Annotated in this window: 13 protein-coding genes; 5 read left to right on the plus strand and 8 right to left on the minus strand. The window is 55.4% G+C overall.

Annotated elements, in window-relative coordinates:
• Window positions 1-180 precede the first annotated feature (180 nt).
• The 3 genes from AACT07_RS02205 to AACT07_RS02215 are packed head-to-tail and all read left to right on the plus strand — an operon-like array spanning window position 181 to window position 2171.
• Complete coding sequence (locus tag AACT07_RS02205; RefSeq protein ID WP_021229702.1) at window positions 181-729, plus strand: DUF2975 domain-containing protein; 549 nt, start codon at window positions 181-183, stop codon at window positions 727-729.
• Between the two features lie 7 nt (window positions 730-736).
• Window positions 737-946 (plus strand): helix-turn-helix domain-containing protein, encoded by a 210-nt coding sequence (locus tag AACT07_RS02210; RefSeq protein ID WP_005348179.1) that lies wholly within the window; start codon window positions 737-739, stop codon window positions 944-946.
• Window positions 947-953: 7 nt separating this feature from the next.
• On the plus strand, window positions 954-2171 hold the full coding sequence (locus AACT07_RS02215; RefSeq protein ID WP_069526464.1) for a hypothetical protein: 1218 nt from the start codon (window positions 954-956) through the stop codon (window positions 2169-2171).
• A 77-nt stretch (window positions 2172-2248) separates the two neighbouring features.
• Here AACT07_RS02215 and AACT07_RS02220 read toward each other — a convergent pair whose 3' ends face one another.
• The 8 genes from AACT07_RS02220 to AACT07_RS02255 form a co-directional block, all read right to left on the minus strand.
• Window positions 2249-3403 carry a 3-phenylpropionate MFS transporter gene (locus AACT07_RS02220; protein ID WP_069526465.1) on the minus strand — a complete coding sequence of 385 codons (1155 nt, stop codon included), beginning with the start codon at window positions 3401-3403 and terminating at the stop codon, window positions 2249-2251.
• A gap of 523 nt (window positions 3404-3926) precedes the next feature.
• The gene (locus AACT07_RS02225; protein WP_083249900.1) at window positions 3927-4724 is read right to left on the minus strand and encodes a lysozyme inhibitor LprI family protein; all 798 of its coding nucleotides are present in this window, start codon (window positions 4722-4724) and stop codon (window positions 3927-3929) included.
• A 4-nt stretch (window positions 4725-4728) separates the two neighbouring features.
• Entirely contained in the window at window positions 4729-7275 is a 2547-nt protein-coding gene (locus AACT07_RS02230; RefSeq protein ID WP_253182215.1) for a glycoside hydrolase family 19 protein, read from the minus strand.
• Window positions 7276-7309: 34 nt separating this feature from the next.
• Window positions 7310-9391, minus strand: coding sequence for a type VI secretion system Vgr family protein (gene tssI, locus AACT07_RS02235; RefSeq protein ID WP_069526466.1), 2082 nt, complete (start codon window positions 9389-9391; stop codon window positions 7310-7312).
• Between the two features lie 363 nt (window positions 9392-9754).
• Entirely contained in the window at window positions 9755-10273 is a 519-nt protein-coding gene (hcp1, locus tag AACT07_RS02240; protein WP_005332563.1) for a type VI secretion system effector Hcp1, read from the minus strand.
• 226 nt (window positions 10274-10499) lie between these two features.
• Entirely contained in the window at window positions 10500-10829 is a 330-nt protein-coding gene (locus AACT07_RS02245) for a helix-turn-helix domain-containing protein (RefSeq protein ID WP_253182216.1), read from the minus strand.
• Between the two features lie 15 nt (window positions 10830-10844).
• Window positions 10845-11300 (minus strand): autoinducer binding domain-containing protein, encoded by a 456-nt coding sequence (locus AACT07_RS02250; protein ID WP_253182217.1) that lies wholly within the window; start codon window positions 11298-11300, stop codon window positions 10845-10847.
• 215 nt (window positions 11301-11515) lie between these two features.
• Window positions 11516-13621: a TonB-dependent hemoglobin/transferrin/lactoferrin family receptor gene (locus tag AACT07_RS02255; RefSeq protein ID WP_069526468.1), complete on the minus strand. Its 2106-nt coding sequence runs from the start codon at window positions 13619-13621 to the stop codon at window positions 11516-11518.
• A 193-nt stretch (window positions 13622-13814) separates the two neighbouring features.
• Between AACT07_RS02255 and AACT07_RS02260 the strand changes: the two genes are divergently transcribed.
• Both AACT07_RS02260 and AACT07_RS02265 read left to right on the plus strand, forming a co-directional pair.
• Window positions 13815-14786 (plus strand): ChaN family lipoprotein, encoded by a 972-nt coding sequence (locus tag AACT07_RS02260; RefSeq protein WP_069526469.1) that lies wholly within the window; start codon window positions 13815-13817, stop codon window positions 14784-14786.
• A 25-nt stretch (window positions 14787-14811) separates the two neighbouring features.
• Window positions 14812-15366 carry a cysteine hydrolase family protein gene (locus tag AACT07_RS02265; protein WP_005348211.1) on the plus strand — a complete coding sequence of 185 codons (555 nt, stop codon included), beginning with the start codon at window positions 14812-14814 and terminating at the stop codon, window positions 15364-15366.
• Window positions 15367-15382 lie beyond the last annotated feature (16 nt).

Here is a 15382-nt window from a genome sequence, read left to right on the forward strand (position 1 = left end):
AGCCTCGCCAGTCTAGAGAGGCAGCAGCCAAAAGTCATCCCCTTCGGACAGATTGAAATTATCGTTTTTCAATAAGTTTTATCTTGACTGCATATCGTAAAACAATAAACATTACCGGTGTGAATATTGATAAACGATAAACTTTACCTTTCAGATAAAACCATCACAGTGAGGAATGAGATGATCTCCAACAAACTCGAACGCTCGAGCATGCTGATCGAATGGCTGCTACTGCTGGCACTGCTGGCGACCCCTTTGATCACCTTGCTGGAGGTGTGGACCCCCTTCGGTGGTGCCGATTTTCTGCAGGAAAAGCTCAACACCATCTTGAGCCGCCCCGGCATCAATCCTGCCGACTATCCCCTTCACTTCTCCACCCGGCTGCTCGGCACCCTGGTACAGCTGTTGCCGGATCTGGTCTTTATGATGATGCTCTGGCAACTGCGCCAGCTGTTTCGTGGCTACCGCGCCGGTCTGCTCTTCACCTTCGAGCAGATCCGCCGCTATCGGCAGATCGGACTGCTGCTCTGTACAACCTTCCTGGTCGAATTGATCCTGACCCCCTTGCTGGATACGGTGCTCACCATGAGAGGCCCGGAAGTACTCGGTACCATAGCGCTGAGTACCTCAGATTTCCGGGTACTGCTGGCGGGACTGATCGTACTGGCGCTGGCGCTGGTCATGCGCGAGGCCAAACTGCTGGCCGATGAACAGCAACTGACGGTGTGAGGAACGTATGCCCATTATCATCCGCCTCGATGCCCTGCTGGCCGAGCGCAAAATGACCGCCCGCGAGCTGGCCCAGCGCATCGACATCACCGAGGCCAACCTCTCGATCCTCAAAAATGGCCACGCCAAGGCGGTGCGCTTCTCCACTCTGGAGGCCATCTGCCGTGAACTCAATTGCCAGCCCGGCGATCTGCTGGGCTACGAGCAGGAGCGCTAACCCTCTTATGAGTCGTCATATCAACCTGTTTGCCCTGTGGCTGCTGCCGCTGTGGGCCTGCGCTGGCAATGACGCGAACGGCCCCCGCTACCTTATCGAGCAGGGCGCCAGCGCCAATGTGCTGCAAGTGCGCCTCACCATGCAGGGCAAGCCCCCTTTTACCCTGCTCCCCGCCCGTCAGTTGCCGGGTAGTGCCACGCCGGTTTCCCCCGCACTGGTCTGCCTTGCAAACAACCAGCCGGTTGCCCTCAACCAGCCCTTCTCCTGCAAGGAGATCGGCTGGCAGATCACGCTCACACCGGCTCCGGCAGAGGGTGCTGATGCCTCGGCCCAACAGTCGCTTCTGTTCGCACCCAATCAGTGGCTATTGACCGAGTGGGGTAACTTTGTGCGCCAGATGGGGAGTCGCCAAGGAAAGGTTTGTCTGCCGGATGGCAGCTGCCAACCACTGCCGGATGTCAACCAGCCGCCGCTGATCCTGCCGTTTGGTCTGGACACTGTGCCCGTTACCAAGCCGGATCCGCGGCTGGTGCTGAGCCATGACGAGACCGCCAACCAGTTCGATCTGCCGGCCTTGCAGCAGCAACTGAATGAGATCATCGACTATCTGGCCTTCCAGCTCGATGTGGATCCGCCCACTCACCCGTGGCAACTGGTGTGGCTGGGGCGGGATGTGGCGACCCGCTCCCTTGGCGGCGCAGCCGGAGATCAGGTGTTTGTCGCCAACTACCCCACCGAGGCTGGCAAGCCGACGCCACAGGCCCCCTTGCGCCTGCTGCGCACCTCGGCCCACGAGGCGGTGCATATCCTCAGCGCTCGCCACTCTGCTCCACAACCCACCTGGGTCAACGAGAGCCTCGCCGAATACCTTGCCATCAAAGCGCTGCGCCGCTTTCGGCTGCATCAGGTCTCGGCGCTCAACGAACTGGCCGAGCGAGGCAAACAACTGCCTCATAGCGAGAGCGGCCTCTATCGGGCTGCCCGCGAAGTGATGGCTGGCGATCGCTCCTACTACCCGCTCTTTTACGTCAAGGGGAGCGCCTTCTGGGAGGCACTGGAGCGGGAGCTGCAACACAATGACGCCACTCTGGCCCGACTGCTGCCCCAACTGGGCTGGCTACCGGATGGCCGCTTTGATGCCGCCTCCAATGAACTGCTTGCCGGCACCATCGGCTCGGATACCTGGCGCCGCCTCAGCCGCCACTATCTTGGCGAGCAGCAGTAACGCAGCAAACCGCAGCAACGAAAAAGGGAGAGCCATGGCTCTCCCTTTTTCCAGATGATGATTCAGATAGAGCTGTATCAGGCCGTAGCACCCTCCTGCGCAGAGGGGGCAAAGGGTCGCAACCGCAGGAAGAAAACCGGCAAGACCACCAACACCATCAGGAAGAAGATGCCGCCGCCCAGTGGCTCGAACAGCACGCCACAGAGTGCCATCAGAGCCGCCACCGTCATGCCAAGACCCAGCGCTGCGTAAAGGGACTGGGTCGGGATCAACTGCTCGGCCGGTAGCTGGCGGGTCATGAAGCGCACCGCCCCCAGATGGCTCATGCCAAAGGTGACCGAGTGGAGCAGTTGCCCCAGCACCAGTACCCACAACTCGGTCGAGGCACCCAGCAATACCCAGCGCACCACGCAACCGATGGCACCGGCGATAAAGAGGCTCTGGGCGCCAAAGCGCTGCAAGAACCGCTTGTCAGCGGCGAACATGCAGATCTCCGCTACCACCCCGAGCGCCCAGAGATAGCCGATGATGGTGCCGCTATACCCTTGCGCCTTCCAGTAGATGGCGCTGAAACCGTAATAGGCGGCGTGGCTCCCCTGCAGCAAAGCGGTCAGCAGCAAGAAACGACGTACCGGTGCGCTGCGCAGGGTTGCCAACAAAGAGGCCTTGGCCCGCTCGCCCTGACTATCCTGTGGCGCCGGATAGAGCGGCAGCCAGCTGAGCAGCAGCATCAGCACCAGCCCCGCCACCATGGTGTGCAAAATCCAGTCACTACCGAAGTTGCCCACCAGCGCCCCCACCAGGGTAGAAGCGACGATAAAGGCAAAGGAGCCGCACAGCCGCACCTTGCCGTAATCGAGGTGCGCCTGCACCACCATTCGGGTCGCCAGCGCCTCTCCCACCGGCATCAGGGTCGGATAGATAAAGTTCGCCAGCAGGGTCAAGCCCACCAGCCACCAGAGGTTATGACTGAGATAGAAGCCGAGAAAGGCCAGCAGACTGAGCAGGGAGAGCAAGCGGGTAACCGGCAGCAGATGGCCCGCCCCCTTGATCTGCCCCATCACCATCAGGTTGCCGGCAAAGCGGATCGCCATCCCCGCCCCCAGCAGGAGACCAATCATCTCGGCGCTGACGCCCACCCCCTCCAGCCAGAGCGACCAGAACGGCAAGTAAGCGCCGTAGACAAAATAGAAGGCGCCGAAAAAGAGCGCTAACCAGGAAAACGCGGGCATAGATCCTCTGCAACCGGATGACGGGAGCAGAATGATAACCCATCCTCCCCCGCAGATCCCGATGGAAACCCCGCGAAGAAAACGAAAAAACTTCAATAAAATTGAACTATTACCGAAGAGGTGGGGTCTACTTGGTAACACCTCCTCCTGGTTAGTGTTGCAATCCTTCCACCCGCCCATGGCGGGTTTCTTTTTTGTCCCCTAATCACTTTTTTCATTACCTGGATCTGCAGAACGTATTCAAACTTAAATCCATCTTCTCAACAAGAGATCATCTGGATACAGCACATCTTCGAGCTATCCTGCACCAAAACTATTTGTAGCGATAAAAACACCGGCGTTAAGCCGGTGTCAGGTGATAACTATATCTGTACATATAAAAAAATAAAAGAAGCTGCTTTTGAACTAAGTTTCCATAATGAAGAAAGAAGAGTCTCTACCAGAGACTCTTCTTTAACTTACTGTAAAAATTAACAACTCACTGTAACTTTCAAATAATGAAATGCATTTTAATTAACAAGATTCATCGCAAATAATCAACTGAAATCTGTCCAAGATTGCTATAAAAATCTTCGTTAGAAAGACTCAACTTGGATTTTTTTACTAGCACGCCATTTCGATCAATTTCAATCACATTGGTTGTTGAACTACTAATTTTATAAAGATCTTGATAGCCATCTATTTTTTTTGCGACGTTGTATTGTTCTTCTTCATTGTATGACACATTATCCAATTTCATGAAAATAGCTGAAAACGAATCATAGTCTATTTTGGCTTCACTATGTAAAGCCCAAAATATTTTTTCACCACCCCTTTTAAAAACATTGCACTCAACTCTCTTTATTGCAGAGGCAAGATACTCTGTGCATACAGAGAATTTATTCTCACCATAAATTAAAGTTGAGAATGTTGTACCTCCTTGTGGTGCTACATCTTTAATAACAAGACGTTGGCCACTCAATGTTACAACAACGTTTGGTGGTGACAATACAACATTTAACTTAGCATTTGCCTTGTCATGTAAAAACTTAATTCGTTTTTCATACATTGAAATCAAGCAGTTGTTATCGGTGCATTTTTTCCTTTCACGCAACCAGGTCCTTTGTTCATCCTTTATTGAAGATGCCGAGCTAGGGTAGGTCTTCAGCACATATTTATATTGAGTGGACAGAGAGCTATCTAATTCTGACAAAACCTTATCAGAGCATATCATGTTCTCAATTGATGACTCTGCTTTTCCACAATCAAAACTAGGTGAGGCAAACACTGAGAGCGAGACCACAAATACACATAAATATAACATAATCCGTGAATAAAACATCTGTTCACCTTGAAATTAAAATACATGAGGATATATTCTTAGCATAATCCGCTATATCTTGCGCCCTATCTAACCCATTTATTATTTTGCGAGCATTATAATAGTCCGCTTTACTAGCTGAAAAATAGTGGTCTAGCTTTCTGCCGGTAAAAATTCCGTTTTCCATGCCCCAGCACATAATTTTACCTGCAATAACTTGGTCTTTGGCCAACTCTGGAGCATTCAGCAAATCAACACCTAAATAGTTACCAGCTTTATCGTAATTTGAACGACCTGTTAACTGAACAAAACCACGGCCATGATATTTGACACCATCGCCAGGCTGAAGATTGCCAAGCGCGATTGCTACTTTTTTTCTATCTTCATTTTTAGCAAGAAAATAATCATACATACCTTCAAAGTAATTCCTCCCCCCAATCTCTGATATTGGAGCAAAAGTATCACCAGTTTCTAACTTTGCAGTGGCCAACATATATGCAACTTTTTGTTCGTTACAAGAGCCTACATCATCAGAATAATACTGTTCGATTGCATCAAACATCAATGATATATTTTTTCTTTGGCTCTCGCTTAGAGGGTAAAAATCTTTATATTTTTCAAAAAAATACAGGCGATTAATATTAAAGCCATTCTGATTTCTAACCAATAATATCATCCCAGCCGGATGAATAAACCAAGGTTTGGTATCACCCAATATCTTACTGGCGTCTTCCATCCATGCCATATTATTGTGTACCTGCATGGCATATTCATAGAGCTTTGGCTGCTTAGCCAACTCCTGTTTTAAGCGCGGCCACTCCTGGCCTGGCTTTACCCATTCGCTTTTGTGCTTGATAAACAACATCCGCAACTTGCCCGCCAACTCCTCATCGGCCAGCGCGGCCTTGATTTCATTGCCGCTCAGGGTGCCATCGTTGTCTCCGTCTGTCACCAGCTTGTCATAGAGGGTACTAAAAAATTTGCTCGCCTCTTTCTGGTGCGGCTCTTCACTCTCGGTATCAGCCTTGTCCAAAAATCCATCGTCATCGCTGCTGCCATCGACCAGCTTGACGCCCAGCTTGTGCCAGTCGTGCTGACTGATGACTTCGACATCACCGCCCTTCAATACGAACTCGCCAGGCAACTCCCCGTCCGCAGCAGTCCGCTCACGCACTTTCACAAAATTGTTGGCACCATGAGTGACAATATCAGACTCTTTCACCGCCAACGGTAAGACCAGCGGCCCAAAATTGGCAACCTCGTGAAAACCATGCTGGCTATCGCTGGTGAGACGATAGGTAGTGACCTCTTTCTTTACCAGCAGGTAGCCTTGGCCACCGGTTACTCGCGCCTTGTTATTGATGCAATCTTCAAGCGCCTGTTTGTCGCTCTCTGCCACAAACACCTCAAAGTGCACGGCTTTGCTATCTGCGTCTTTCTCGAAACCGCTGGCACCGGCAGTGACTAGCTCATGCTCACCCCAATGACCGATGATCTCTCCGGCCTGCACCGGTATCGGATTTGCGCTGCGGTCAACGACCGCATCGTCTTTGAATTCGACAGGGATACTCGGTTCTGCGGTCAGTCCGGCCCCCATCTTGCTTTTTGCCAGCCAGCCAACGGCACCTTTGCTGGCATTGGTCATCACCTGATTGGCACTGTCTTTGACAGTGCCGCTGCCCACCTTGAAAACCTGTACTTTACGAAACTCAGTCGTGCCGCCATTGAGGTTCACCATCTGTGGTGGCTCAGTGGATACCACCACCTCACTGCCAGCAGGCAACCCCATGCTACCCACTGTGGTGTCAGCAGTTTTACGTAGCCATGTATTACCAGGGACCTTATGGCGAGCCGGTTTGCCTTCTGGTGGTGTCATCCACGTCGGCTTTTGTGGAAATTCCTGATGCAATTGGCTTGCCGCAATATGGAACAGGCTGTCAGGGTCATCAACGTAGTGCACCAAATAGTAATCGTGGGGCTCATCGTTGTGGTTAAACAGGTTCTTCACTTCCTGGCCGACCAACTTCACTTCGGCCCCCCTTTTCGCATAGACAGGTTTATCGCCAGACAGCCGACGTGTCAGCTTGGGAGGATGTCCCTCGACCACCGGTTCATAGGTGGACACACCTGTCCCCTTGACCATTACTCGCGCAGCCTCGGAACTGTTGTAGCTGTTCTCACAGGCGATGTGCATGTAGAGGCTGTAGAAAGTCAGACGATTCTTGTTCTGCTCACCGGCTTCGTAGCGATGACGTACCAGACAAAACGAAGGGGATGTATACAAGTCAATCTTTCCCTCTGGCTTGCCCTCTTCGGTGCTACGGGTCGCCTTGGCTGGTTTGGTCGCCAGTCGGTAGGCCACGATCTCCCCGTCAGCAATCGCGCGCACAGCGCCGCTCGGGTGCCAGCCTCCGCTTTGACTGAAGTGGATACCACCGTGCCAAATGCGGTTGCGGCCTATCGGGAAGGTACCGCTCTTGAGACCATTGATCTTCTTGATAAATTCATCGAGGGATGCAATCTCGCTAGAGCCTTTTTCACCCGCCAGTTGCATGGGATAGACGATTTTCATCTTTGTCATTCAATCCTAAGTTATTCGTCGAACATCAAGCAGAGGGCTGATAATCGCTATCGGGCTCCAGCGCCTTGAGCAACGCCTCCATAGCCTTCTCGGTGGCAATCGCCTTGACCAGTTCAACCAGTTCCGGTGCTTTGACCACCTCGACCCCTTTGGGAGTAACAGGAGCCTGACCCGCCCAGCCAGAGCCTGCTCCCGGGCTGCCGCCGGCATTGAGTTTGATGGCGGGGCCCACCAGCTTGATGCCGCTCGGGTCAACTTTCACAAAGCTGCCCCCCCCCTTGAGGGTGATCTCGGAGCCCGCCTCTAGCACCAGCTTGTCACCCACCTTGATATGCACCTCTTCACCCGCTTCCACCAACAGGGATTGACCCAGTTTCTGGTGCAGGGAGGTATCCACCGTCAGCGAATAGTCCGCCTTGATGTGATCCCGTTTCTCGCCTTCAACTGTCAGGTGGTCATTACCGAGGCTGGGCAGAGCGCCATCCTTGCCCGGCACTTTTCTGATGCGAGTGACTCGCTCGTTATCGATGTCGATGTGTTGGTCGTGCTTGATGTGCCATGCCGTATCATTTTCGATAAGTACGTTCAGGTCTTTCTGACCGTGGATGTAAATCTCTTCCTGTCCCGCCTGGTCTTCAAAACGCAGCTCGTTAAAGCCCTCGCCCTTGTGGGTTTCGGTGCGCAGCACGGTGCGAGTCTTGTTGGCTGGCAGCTCATACGGCGGCCGGTTGGTGGCGTGGTAGGTACGACCGGTCACGATAGGCTGGTCGGGGTCCCCCTCCAGAAATGAGACGATGACCTCGTGGCCGATGCGCGGGATGGCCATCATGCCATATTGGCCACCGGCCCAACCCTGGCTCACCCGCACCCAGCAGGAGCTCTGGTCGTTAGAGCTGCCGTAGCGGTCCCACGGGAACTGCAGCTTCACCCGACCGTGTTCGTCGCAGTAAATCTCCTCCCCATCGGGCCCCACCACCATGGCGATTTGCGGACCATCCACCATCGGCTTGCAAGGTGCCTCGGGGCTGCCGATGCGGGCGCGCCAGGTGGTACTGGCTTTGACCACGCCAAATTCGTTGTGGTAGACGGTCGGGCCGCTGCCCCCCTCTTCTTCCAGGGCTTGCGGCTGCTCACCGGTGTGACGGATATGAACGATTTGCCAGTCGGTGTTGAGGCTGCCGTTAGGATGCTCGGTCAGTGAAAAGTGCTGACCCGGCAAGAGCGCCGCGCTGTTGGACTTGCCACTGCCCGCCACCGCGTCATTGCGCAGCGCATCGAGCCGATGTTGGGCAAAGGCCTTGCCGCTCGGGTCCAGCTTGTAGCGACCCGGATAGTCAAAATGCTGGTAGGTATCCCGTTGGTGCTCGAGCTCTGCACCCTGCTTTTTGTGGGAGAGGCCATAAGCCGGCGTCTTGAAACTGTAGTCTTTCAGCTCTACATCCGAGGGGCGCACCGCCTCGCGGTAGTGGAACTGGCGCACGTAAGGCCCCTGTTCCAGCGAGCGGTTGCCGAGGTTGAAGAAAAGCTCGGGGCCGGCAGTCAGTGCTGCCGCGTCGTCGGCAAACACAATGCGGTGCTTGCCTGCTTCAAACTCGTGGAAGTAGAACAAGCCCTCTTCAGCAGCGAGGCGGTTCACGAAATCGAGGTCGGTCTCCCGATACTGCACGCAGTATTCGCGCTGGGCGTGCTCATTCTTGAGCGCAAAGGCGTAATCGGTGATGCCATGCTCTTGCAGCAAAATAGAGAGGATTTCATCGGGCTTTTGCGCCTGAAAAATGCGGGAGTTCTGGCGCAGGCCCAGTCGCCACAGGGCCGGTTTGACTTGCAGGCTGTAACGGGTACGGCGAAAGCCGCTGTCCCCTTGGGCAAACTCGCTCACAACCCCGCAGACACGGCGTTGCAGCTCGCCGTTGTACCACACCATCAGCTCGCATGGCTGGTCCAGTACGGCGCCAAAGTCGACATCGGGCTGGCTGCTGGCCAACTCCAGCTGCAGATTGAACGGCCGGTTCAGCCCCTCATCCAGCTGGAAACTGGCCACCACGAAGGTGCTCTCGGGCAGCGCCCCCACCTTGACGGTAAATTGCAATCCGGTTTGATTAGCCATGGCTTTCCCCTCTTGTCACGGCCAAGCAGTGCCTGAGCCCTTGCCAACTCTCGCGCCCAGACACGCCCTCACCGCGCAGCCACGCTACCGCCCTCTCCGGTGCCGCAAGGGCCACCAAAGATAAAGGGGTTAACAGGTTACGAGCGGTTCGGGTCTGCATCACAGGACACCCTTTAGTGCTTTGCCATCCCTCCGCACTCACCAGCAGGGCATCAAACCCCGGCAGGGGGATGGCAAAACAGAAAAGCTCCAGCCAACCCGTTGGCCTGGTTGGAGAAAATGCACAGTACAAGAAGCCGGTTGAACAACCGGCTCAAAGACACATTACTACTTACAAGGAATACCAAAGTACCGAAGCAAGGCTTACGCCTCGATGGGCGCGCGCCAGTCGTCCGCACCGGAAGTACCGGCAACGGTGTGCTCCCAGTCAATCTTGCGGTAAGCCATGGAGACCTGGATAAGCTGGGTGAAGTCAGACTTCGCCGGGTCCTGGCAGTGGGGCATCTGGCAGTCGATGTCAACGATGGTGGCATCGGTCAGCACGGTAGAGAAGAAGTGCTCCTGCTTGCCTTCAACGGAGGTGCGGTACCACTTCAGGGTCACTTTCGGCAGCATTTCACCGGAAGCCAGAGAGTTGTACATCAGCGGCACGGCTTTGTTCAGCGCAACGGTGAACTTGAACGGCTTGTGGACACGCTGACCAGCTGGCTGACCGGATTGCGGGTCGGTCGGGACGGTGACAACGTGCTGGAACTCTTGTACCAGCATCTCGTCTTCGTGGCCTTGCACGAAGATGTTGCCGACGGAATCGGAAGTGAAGGCACCAGCGGTGATATTGCCCTGGGTTTTACCTTCGATGCTGATATAACATGGAGTTGGCATGGGTATGCTCCTAAATAGATTGGTTAAACGAGATAGCACTCGACCAACCTTTAGCAGCGTCCATGCCACTTTTTTATTCCTTATTTATCAAACAGTTACATTCCGCAAGTTCTCGCTCAACGCACATGGGTGCAATAAGTTGCGCAATGTCATCACACTCACTGGCAAAACTGACCTTTTCAGTAATTTCATCTACGTAATGAGCAAGCTTTTGCGTTAGACAGCATCATGCACTGTTATCATCCACATTTTCGATTTGTGCCGTGTCAATGTTCAGCCTGACAATCCCCTGCATCAGTGCCCAGGATATCGCCTGATTTTTGCTGCTTGCCCCCAGCTTCTCTGCGATCCGCTCAAGATGGAAAGTGACGGTTCTGGGCTTGATCCCCAGGATCTGGGCAATATCGCTCACTTGCTTGCCTTCGGCGGCCCATTGGCACACCTCCCGCTCCCGTAGCGTCAGATCTTCCTGAGGAAGCTGCACGGCAAGACAAACACGGGCCACCGCCTCGAAGACATGCACCGCCAGCCAGCTTAAAAAGGGAATAGCCGTCAACCACTGATGTTTGGTTCATGGCGTACGAGTGATCAATGACAGCAAGCCAACATGGCCATTCGGCCCGTGCCAGGGAATCGTGATCCCGTCGCGCAGCCCCATCTCTTGTGCCTGCAGCATCACTTCCAACCCAGCGACGTCCTGCAGATCGCAACACTCGGTGATCAGGTTGGCCCAGAGGATGGGGGTGCTCTGCTTCATTCCTTTGCGCACTACGGGATCTACCGCAAAGAAACGCTGTTTGTCATAGGCCTGCACCCACTCGGCAGGACAGCCGTTGAAAATCCTCACATCAGGACGCTGAATTGAACTGTGAAAGATGAATCCCAGCCGGAAGTGGTCAAATCCCATCTGCTGGCTCAGAGTTCGCAACAGAGTCACTATGGTCTGCTCGTCAGGGGCCTCATTGAAGCGGGTAATCAGCTCAAGTGCATCGGCGGTGTCGAGAAAATAGTTCGATGTCGAAGTCAAAGGCGAGTCGCACCCATTGTAAAGAATTACTAAATATCATTAACAATGAATCAAATAGCATAATATCTCGCCAACACAAAGAAAAGGCGAAGCCAACGAATAACATAGGGTGAGCGGGTCACCTCACGCCTAGCTACATGTATAAAAAATCCCCGCCTGTCAGGGCGGGGATCCGATGCGGGCAACAGCCCTCGATCACTGCGTGTATTGTCTTTTTAGAATACGTATTTGACCCGTGCACTAAGGTTGCGGCCCTGTTCGGTCATCATGCTGTTATCGGAGCCCTCGGCACGACCGGCGATGCGCTCGTAGCTGGTGTACTCCTTGTCAAACAGGTTGAAGACCCCGACGTTGAGCTGCAGGTCGGTCATCGGGTTGAACTGGGCGTACATATCAACCACACCCCAACCGGCGCTCTTCACGTAATCGTTGCCTTTGCTGTCTTTACGGACTTTGTCCATGTTGTCAGCAAAGCGCAGCGCGGTGTTGAAGTTCCACTGGGACTGTTCCAGACGCACACCGACGGAGCCGTTCAGCGGGCTCAGGCTGTTGATGTAGTTGCCATCCCCATCCTTGCCTTCGATGTAGGCGAGGTTGCCCCAGACATTGACGATGTCGTTGAGCCAGTAATCCGCCTTGGCTTCGACCCCTTTGGTGGTCGCCTTGCTCAGGTTCTGGTACTGGTAGACGGCGGTGCGCCCCTCTTTGCCCACTTCCACCATCTCGATGAAGTCTTCAAACTTGTTGTAGAAGCTGGCTACTTCATAGCTGAAGCCGTGGCTGTTGCCACGCACGCCGAGATCGATGCCGTCGCTGCTCTCCGGATTGAGGTTCGGGTTGGGCTCGATGCGATAGCCGTACGCCTGATGGTTCAGGGTGGAGAAGGCGCTGTCATACATGGGGGCCTTGAAGCCGTGGCTGTACTGGGCGAACAGGTTGGCCGCCTCGTGGGCCTTGAACACCAGACCCAGCTTGGGTGACAACTCCCCTTCGGAGAACTTGTGCAGCTTGTCGCCTGTGTAGGCCGGATCGTTGTCCGGGGTCATCCGGTAGTAGTCATAACGGGCACCCGGGGTCAGCACCCAGCGCTCGCCAAACTTGATTTCGTCAAAGGCCCACAGGGCGCTGCGCTCGCTGGTGGTAGCCGGGAAACTCAGCTCGTTGTAGCCGACAAAATCACCGGGGGTCGTCGGCCCCTTGTAACGGGTACGTTCGTTGTCGGTATGCTCGTATTCAGCCCCCCAGGCCAGACGGTGGTTGGCGACCGCCTTGTGGAACTGCAGCTGGGCGCCGATGTTCTTCTGATCGAACACGTTGTGATCCAGCGAGTTTTTGGTCACATAGGGGTTGCCGGGGCTGACCGGATACTTGGATGAGGCGTACTGATCCAGCGTCTGCTTGGTGCGGGCGAAGTAAACCTTGCTATCCATCCGATCAGCCCAGCCTTGATTCAGCGCGATGCCGTGATCCAGCACCACAGAGAGGTTGTCGGTCTGCTTGTCGGTGATGGGCTGATCAAAGACACGGGCAGTACCGGTACCGACCTTATTGAGCTTGACCGCATCCGGCTCCTCGCCATCGGTCAGGTAGTCAACGGTCAGCTTGAGGAACTGCTCATCGGAGAGGTTCCACTTGCTCTTGAGCAGCAGAGCGTGGGTACCGATATCGAAGTCGTTCTTGGTGGAGTCGAAATTCTGGGTCACACCGCCATCGCGCCAGGTGTAGCGCAGCAGGTTCTCCACTTCACCAGTGCGCAGGGCGCCGGTAAAGCCCGCCATCTTCTGGTGGCTGCTGGAGGCGTAACCGCTGGTCACGTCCAGATAACTATCCTTGCCCTTGAGGAAATCGCTGGCATCCTTTGTGGTGATGGCAATCACGCCACCCAGCGCATCGGAGCCGTAGGCGGCAGAAGCAGGCCCCTTGGCCACTTCCACCTGCTTGATCATGTCGGTATCGAAGTAGCTCTGGCCAACCCCGCCCTTGCTGTAGGCATCGTTCTGGCGCACACCGTCGCGCACCACCTTGACCCGGTTTTCCCCCATGCCGCGGATGATGAAGGTCTGCGCATCCCCCTGACCGCCGAGCACGGTCACACCGGGTTCGTAGCGGAACAGGTCGGCGACGTTGGTGACGACCTGTTCTTCAATCTGCTTGGCGGTGATCACCGAGATGGGGCCGGAGACATCTTCCAGTTTTTGCTCCATCCGTGAGCCGCTGACGACCACGACTTCATCCGCCTTCTGGGTGGCAGCAAAGACCTGGGAAGAGAGACCAGCCGCCACGGCGAGGGCAACCAGAGAGAGTGCGTTATGATGGGTCACAGCGAATCCTTATTGAGAACTGTTATCAAACAGGCCGCATATTACCCGGCTCTCGATAAAGATCAACAAGAAACGAAATCATTCTCATTTGTTTTGAACCAAATTGGTTTTACACTGTCGCCCTGTGTTGCCCTTATTCTCTATTAGCCCCCCGAGATGCACCGGCATCCGGGCATATCAGCCGTGAGATCCCATGATTAGACGACTTCCCCTGCTCGCCCTGCCGCTGCTGCTGGCAGCCTGTGCCACCCCCACCCAACCGACCCAGTCATCACAGTTGCAGACGCTCTATGACTACCGGCTAAGCAGCGAGGGAGACGCAGACCTGACGCTGGAGCAGGCGATCGCGCGCATTGCCGACGCCGACATCATTCTGGTGGGTGAGCTGCACAGCCATCCCGCCGTGCATCTGTTGCAATCGCGCCTGCTGAGCGAGCTCTACACCGCTGGTCAGCAGCACGGTCGGCCATTGGCCCTCTCCATGGAGCAGTTCAGCCGCGCCGATCAGAAGACGCTGGATGCCTATCTGGCGAACCAGATTGGTGAAGCGGCCTTGATCCGCGAAGGCAACGCCTGGCCCAACTATCCGAGCGACTACCGCCCGCTGGTGGAGTTTGCCAAGGCTCACCAGATGCCGGTGATCGCCGCCAACGCCCCCAAGCCGCTGGTGAGCTGTGTCGGTCAGGAGGGGGCTGAGTGGCTCGACAAACTGCCCGCCACACGTCGCAGCCAGCTGGCCCGCCAGCTGACGCTGGGGGATGACCCCTATCGCCAGAAATTTATGGCCTCCATGCACCACGGCGATGCCGACAGCAACGCCCGCCGCTTCGCCGCCCAGACCAGTTGGGATGACACCATGGCCGAGAGCATGGTGGATTATCTCGCCAAGCACCCGGGCCAGCAGATCATGCATATCGCCGGCAATTTCCACGTCGAGGGGGGGCTTGGGCTCGCCAGTCGCATCGCCAGCCGCAATCCTGCCCTCAAGGTGGCGCTGGTCGTGCCCCGCACAGATGAGACCTCTGTTGCAGATCCCGCAGCCGATGTGCAGGTAACCATCATGCCGCTGCCTAAGCGCTGGCAAAACAGTGACGAGATGAAGCAAGATATGGGCGCGCTGCATCAATCCCGCAGTCGTGACTGCAGCCAGTGGCTGCAACCCTAATCGTCAAGGAAACGGCGGGTAAAATATGGATGTGTTACTGATCATCGATGTGCAGCAAGGCTTGTTCAACGAGCCCCGTTACCGCCAGGAGCAGGTGCTGGCCAATATCAATCGGGCTGCGGCCCATGTCAGGCAGCAACAGGGACGGGTCATCTATATCCAGCATGACTCGCCCCCCGGTACCGAACTGGAACCGGGCACCCCGGGTTGGCAGTTGCACAGTGCGCTGCAACCGGCCAAGGGGGAGAGCCGGGTACGCAAAACGGCCTGTGACAGCTTTCTCGACACCGAGCTCGCCTTCCTGCTGGCCGAGCAGCCGGTCGATCGACTCATTCTCTGTGGCTGTGCCACCGATTTTTGCGTCGACACCACGGTGCGCAGTGCCGCCTCCCATGGGTACGAGGTGCTGGTGTTGAGCGATGGTCACACCACCGCCGATCGCCCCCACCTGAGCGCGGCCCAGATCACCGAGCACCATCACTGGATGTGGCGCCACCTCAGCCTGCCGGAGGGGCGCAGTGTGACCCTGCTCACCACCGACGAGCTGCTGGCAGTAACACCCGCCCTGCAGCCGTGCTAATCTGCGAGCCTCGCTT

The organism is Aeromonas sp. ANP5 (assembly GCF_963870295.1).
GTDB classification, from domain to species: Bacteria; Pseudomonadota; Gammaproteobacteria; order Enterobacterales; family Aeromonadaceae; genus Aeromonas; species Aeromonas veronii.

Excerpts from the sequence above, each read along its gene's own strand:
- AACT07_RS02210 (WP_005348179.1), top strand. The coding sequence starts at position 737 with ATGCCCATTATCATCCGCCTCGATGCCCTGCTGGCCGAGCGCAAAATG.
- AACT07_RS02265 (WP_005348211.1), top strand. The coding sequence starts at position 14,812 with ATGGATGTGTTACTGATCATCGATGTGCAGCAAGGCTTGTTCAACGAG.
- hcp1 (WP_005332563.1), bottom strand. The coding sequence starts at position 10,273 with ATGCCAACTCCATGTTATATCAGCATCGAAGGTAAAACCCAGGGCAAT.
- AACT07_RS02230 (WP_253182215.1), bottom strand. The coding sequence starts at position 7,275 with ATGAAAATCGTCTATCCCATGCAACTGGCGGGTGAAAAAGGCTCTAGC.
- AACT07_RS02225 (WP_083249900.1), bottom strand. The coding sequence starts at position 4,724 with ATGTTTTATTCACGGATTATGTTATATTTATGTGTATTTGTGGTCTCG.
- AACT07_RS02215 (WP_069526464.1), top strand. The coding sequence starts at position 954 with ATGAGTCGTCATATCAACCTGTTTGCCCTGTGGCTGCTGCCGCTGTGG.
- AACT07_RS02205 (WP_021229702.1), top strand. The coding sequence starts at position 181 with ATGATCTCCAACAAACTCGAACGCTCGAGCATGCTGATCGAATGGCTG.
- AACT07_RS02220 (WP_069526465.1), bottom strand. The coding sequence starts at position 3,403 with ATGCCCGCGTTTTCCTGGTTAGCGCTCTTTTTCGGCGCCTTCTATTTT.
- AACT07_RS02260 (WP_069526469.1), top strand. The coding sequence starts at position 13,815 with ATGATTAGACGACTTCCCCTGCTCGCCCTGCCGCTGCTGCTGGCAGCC.
- tssI (WP_069526466.1), bottom strand. The coding sequence starts at position 9,391 with ATGGCTAATCAAACCGGATTGCAATTTACCGTCAAGGTGGGGGCGCTG.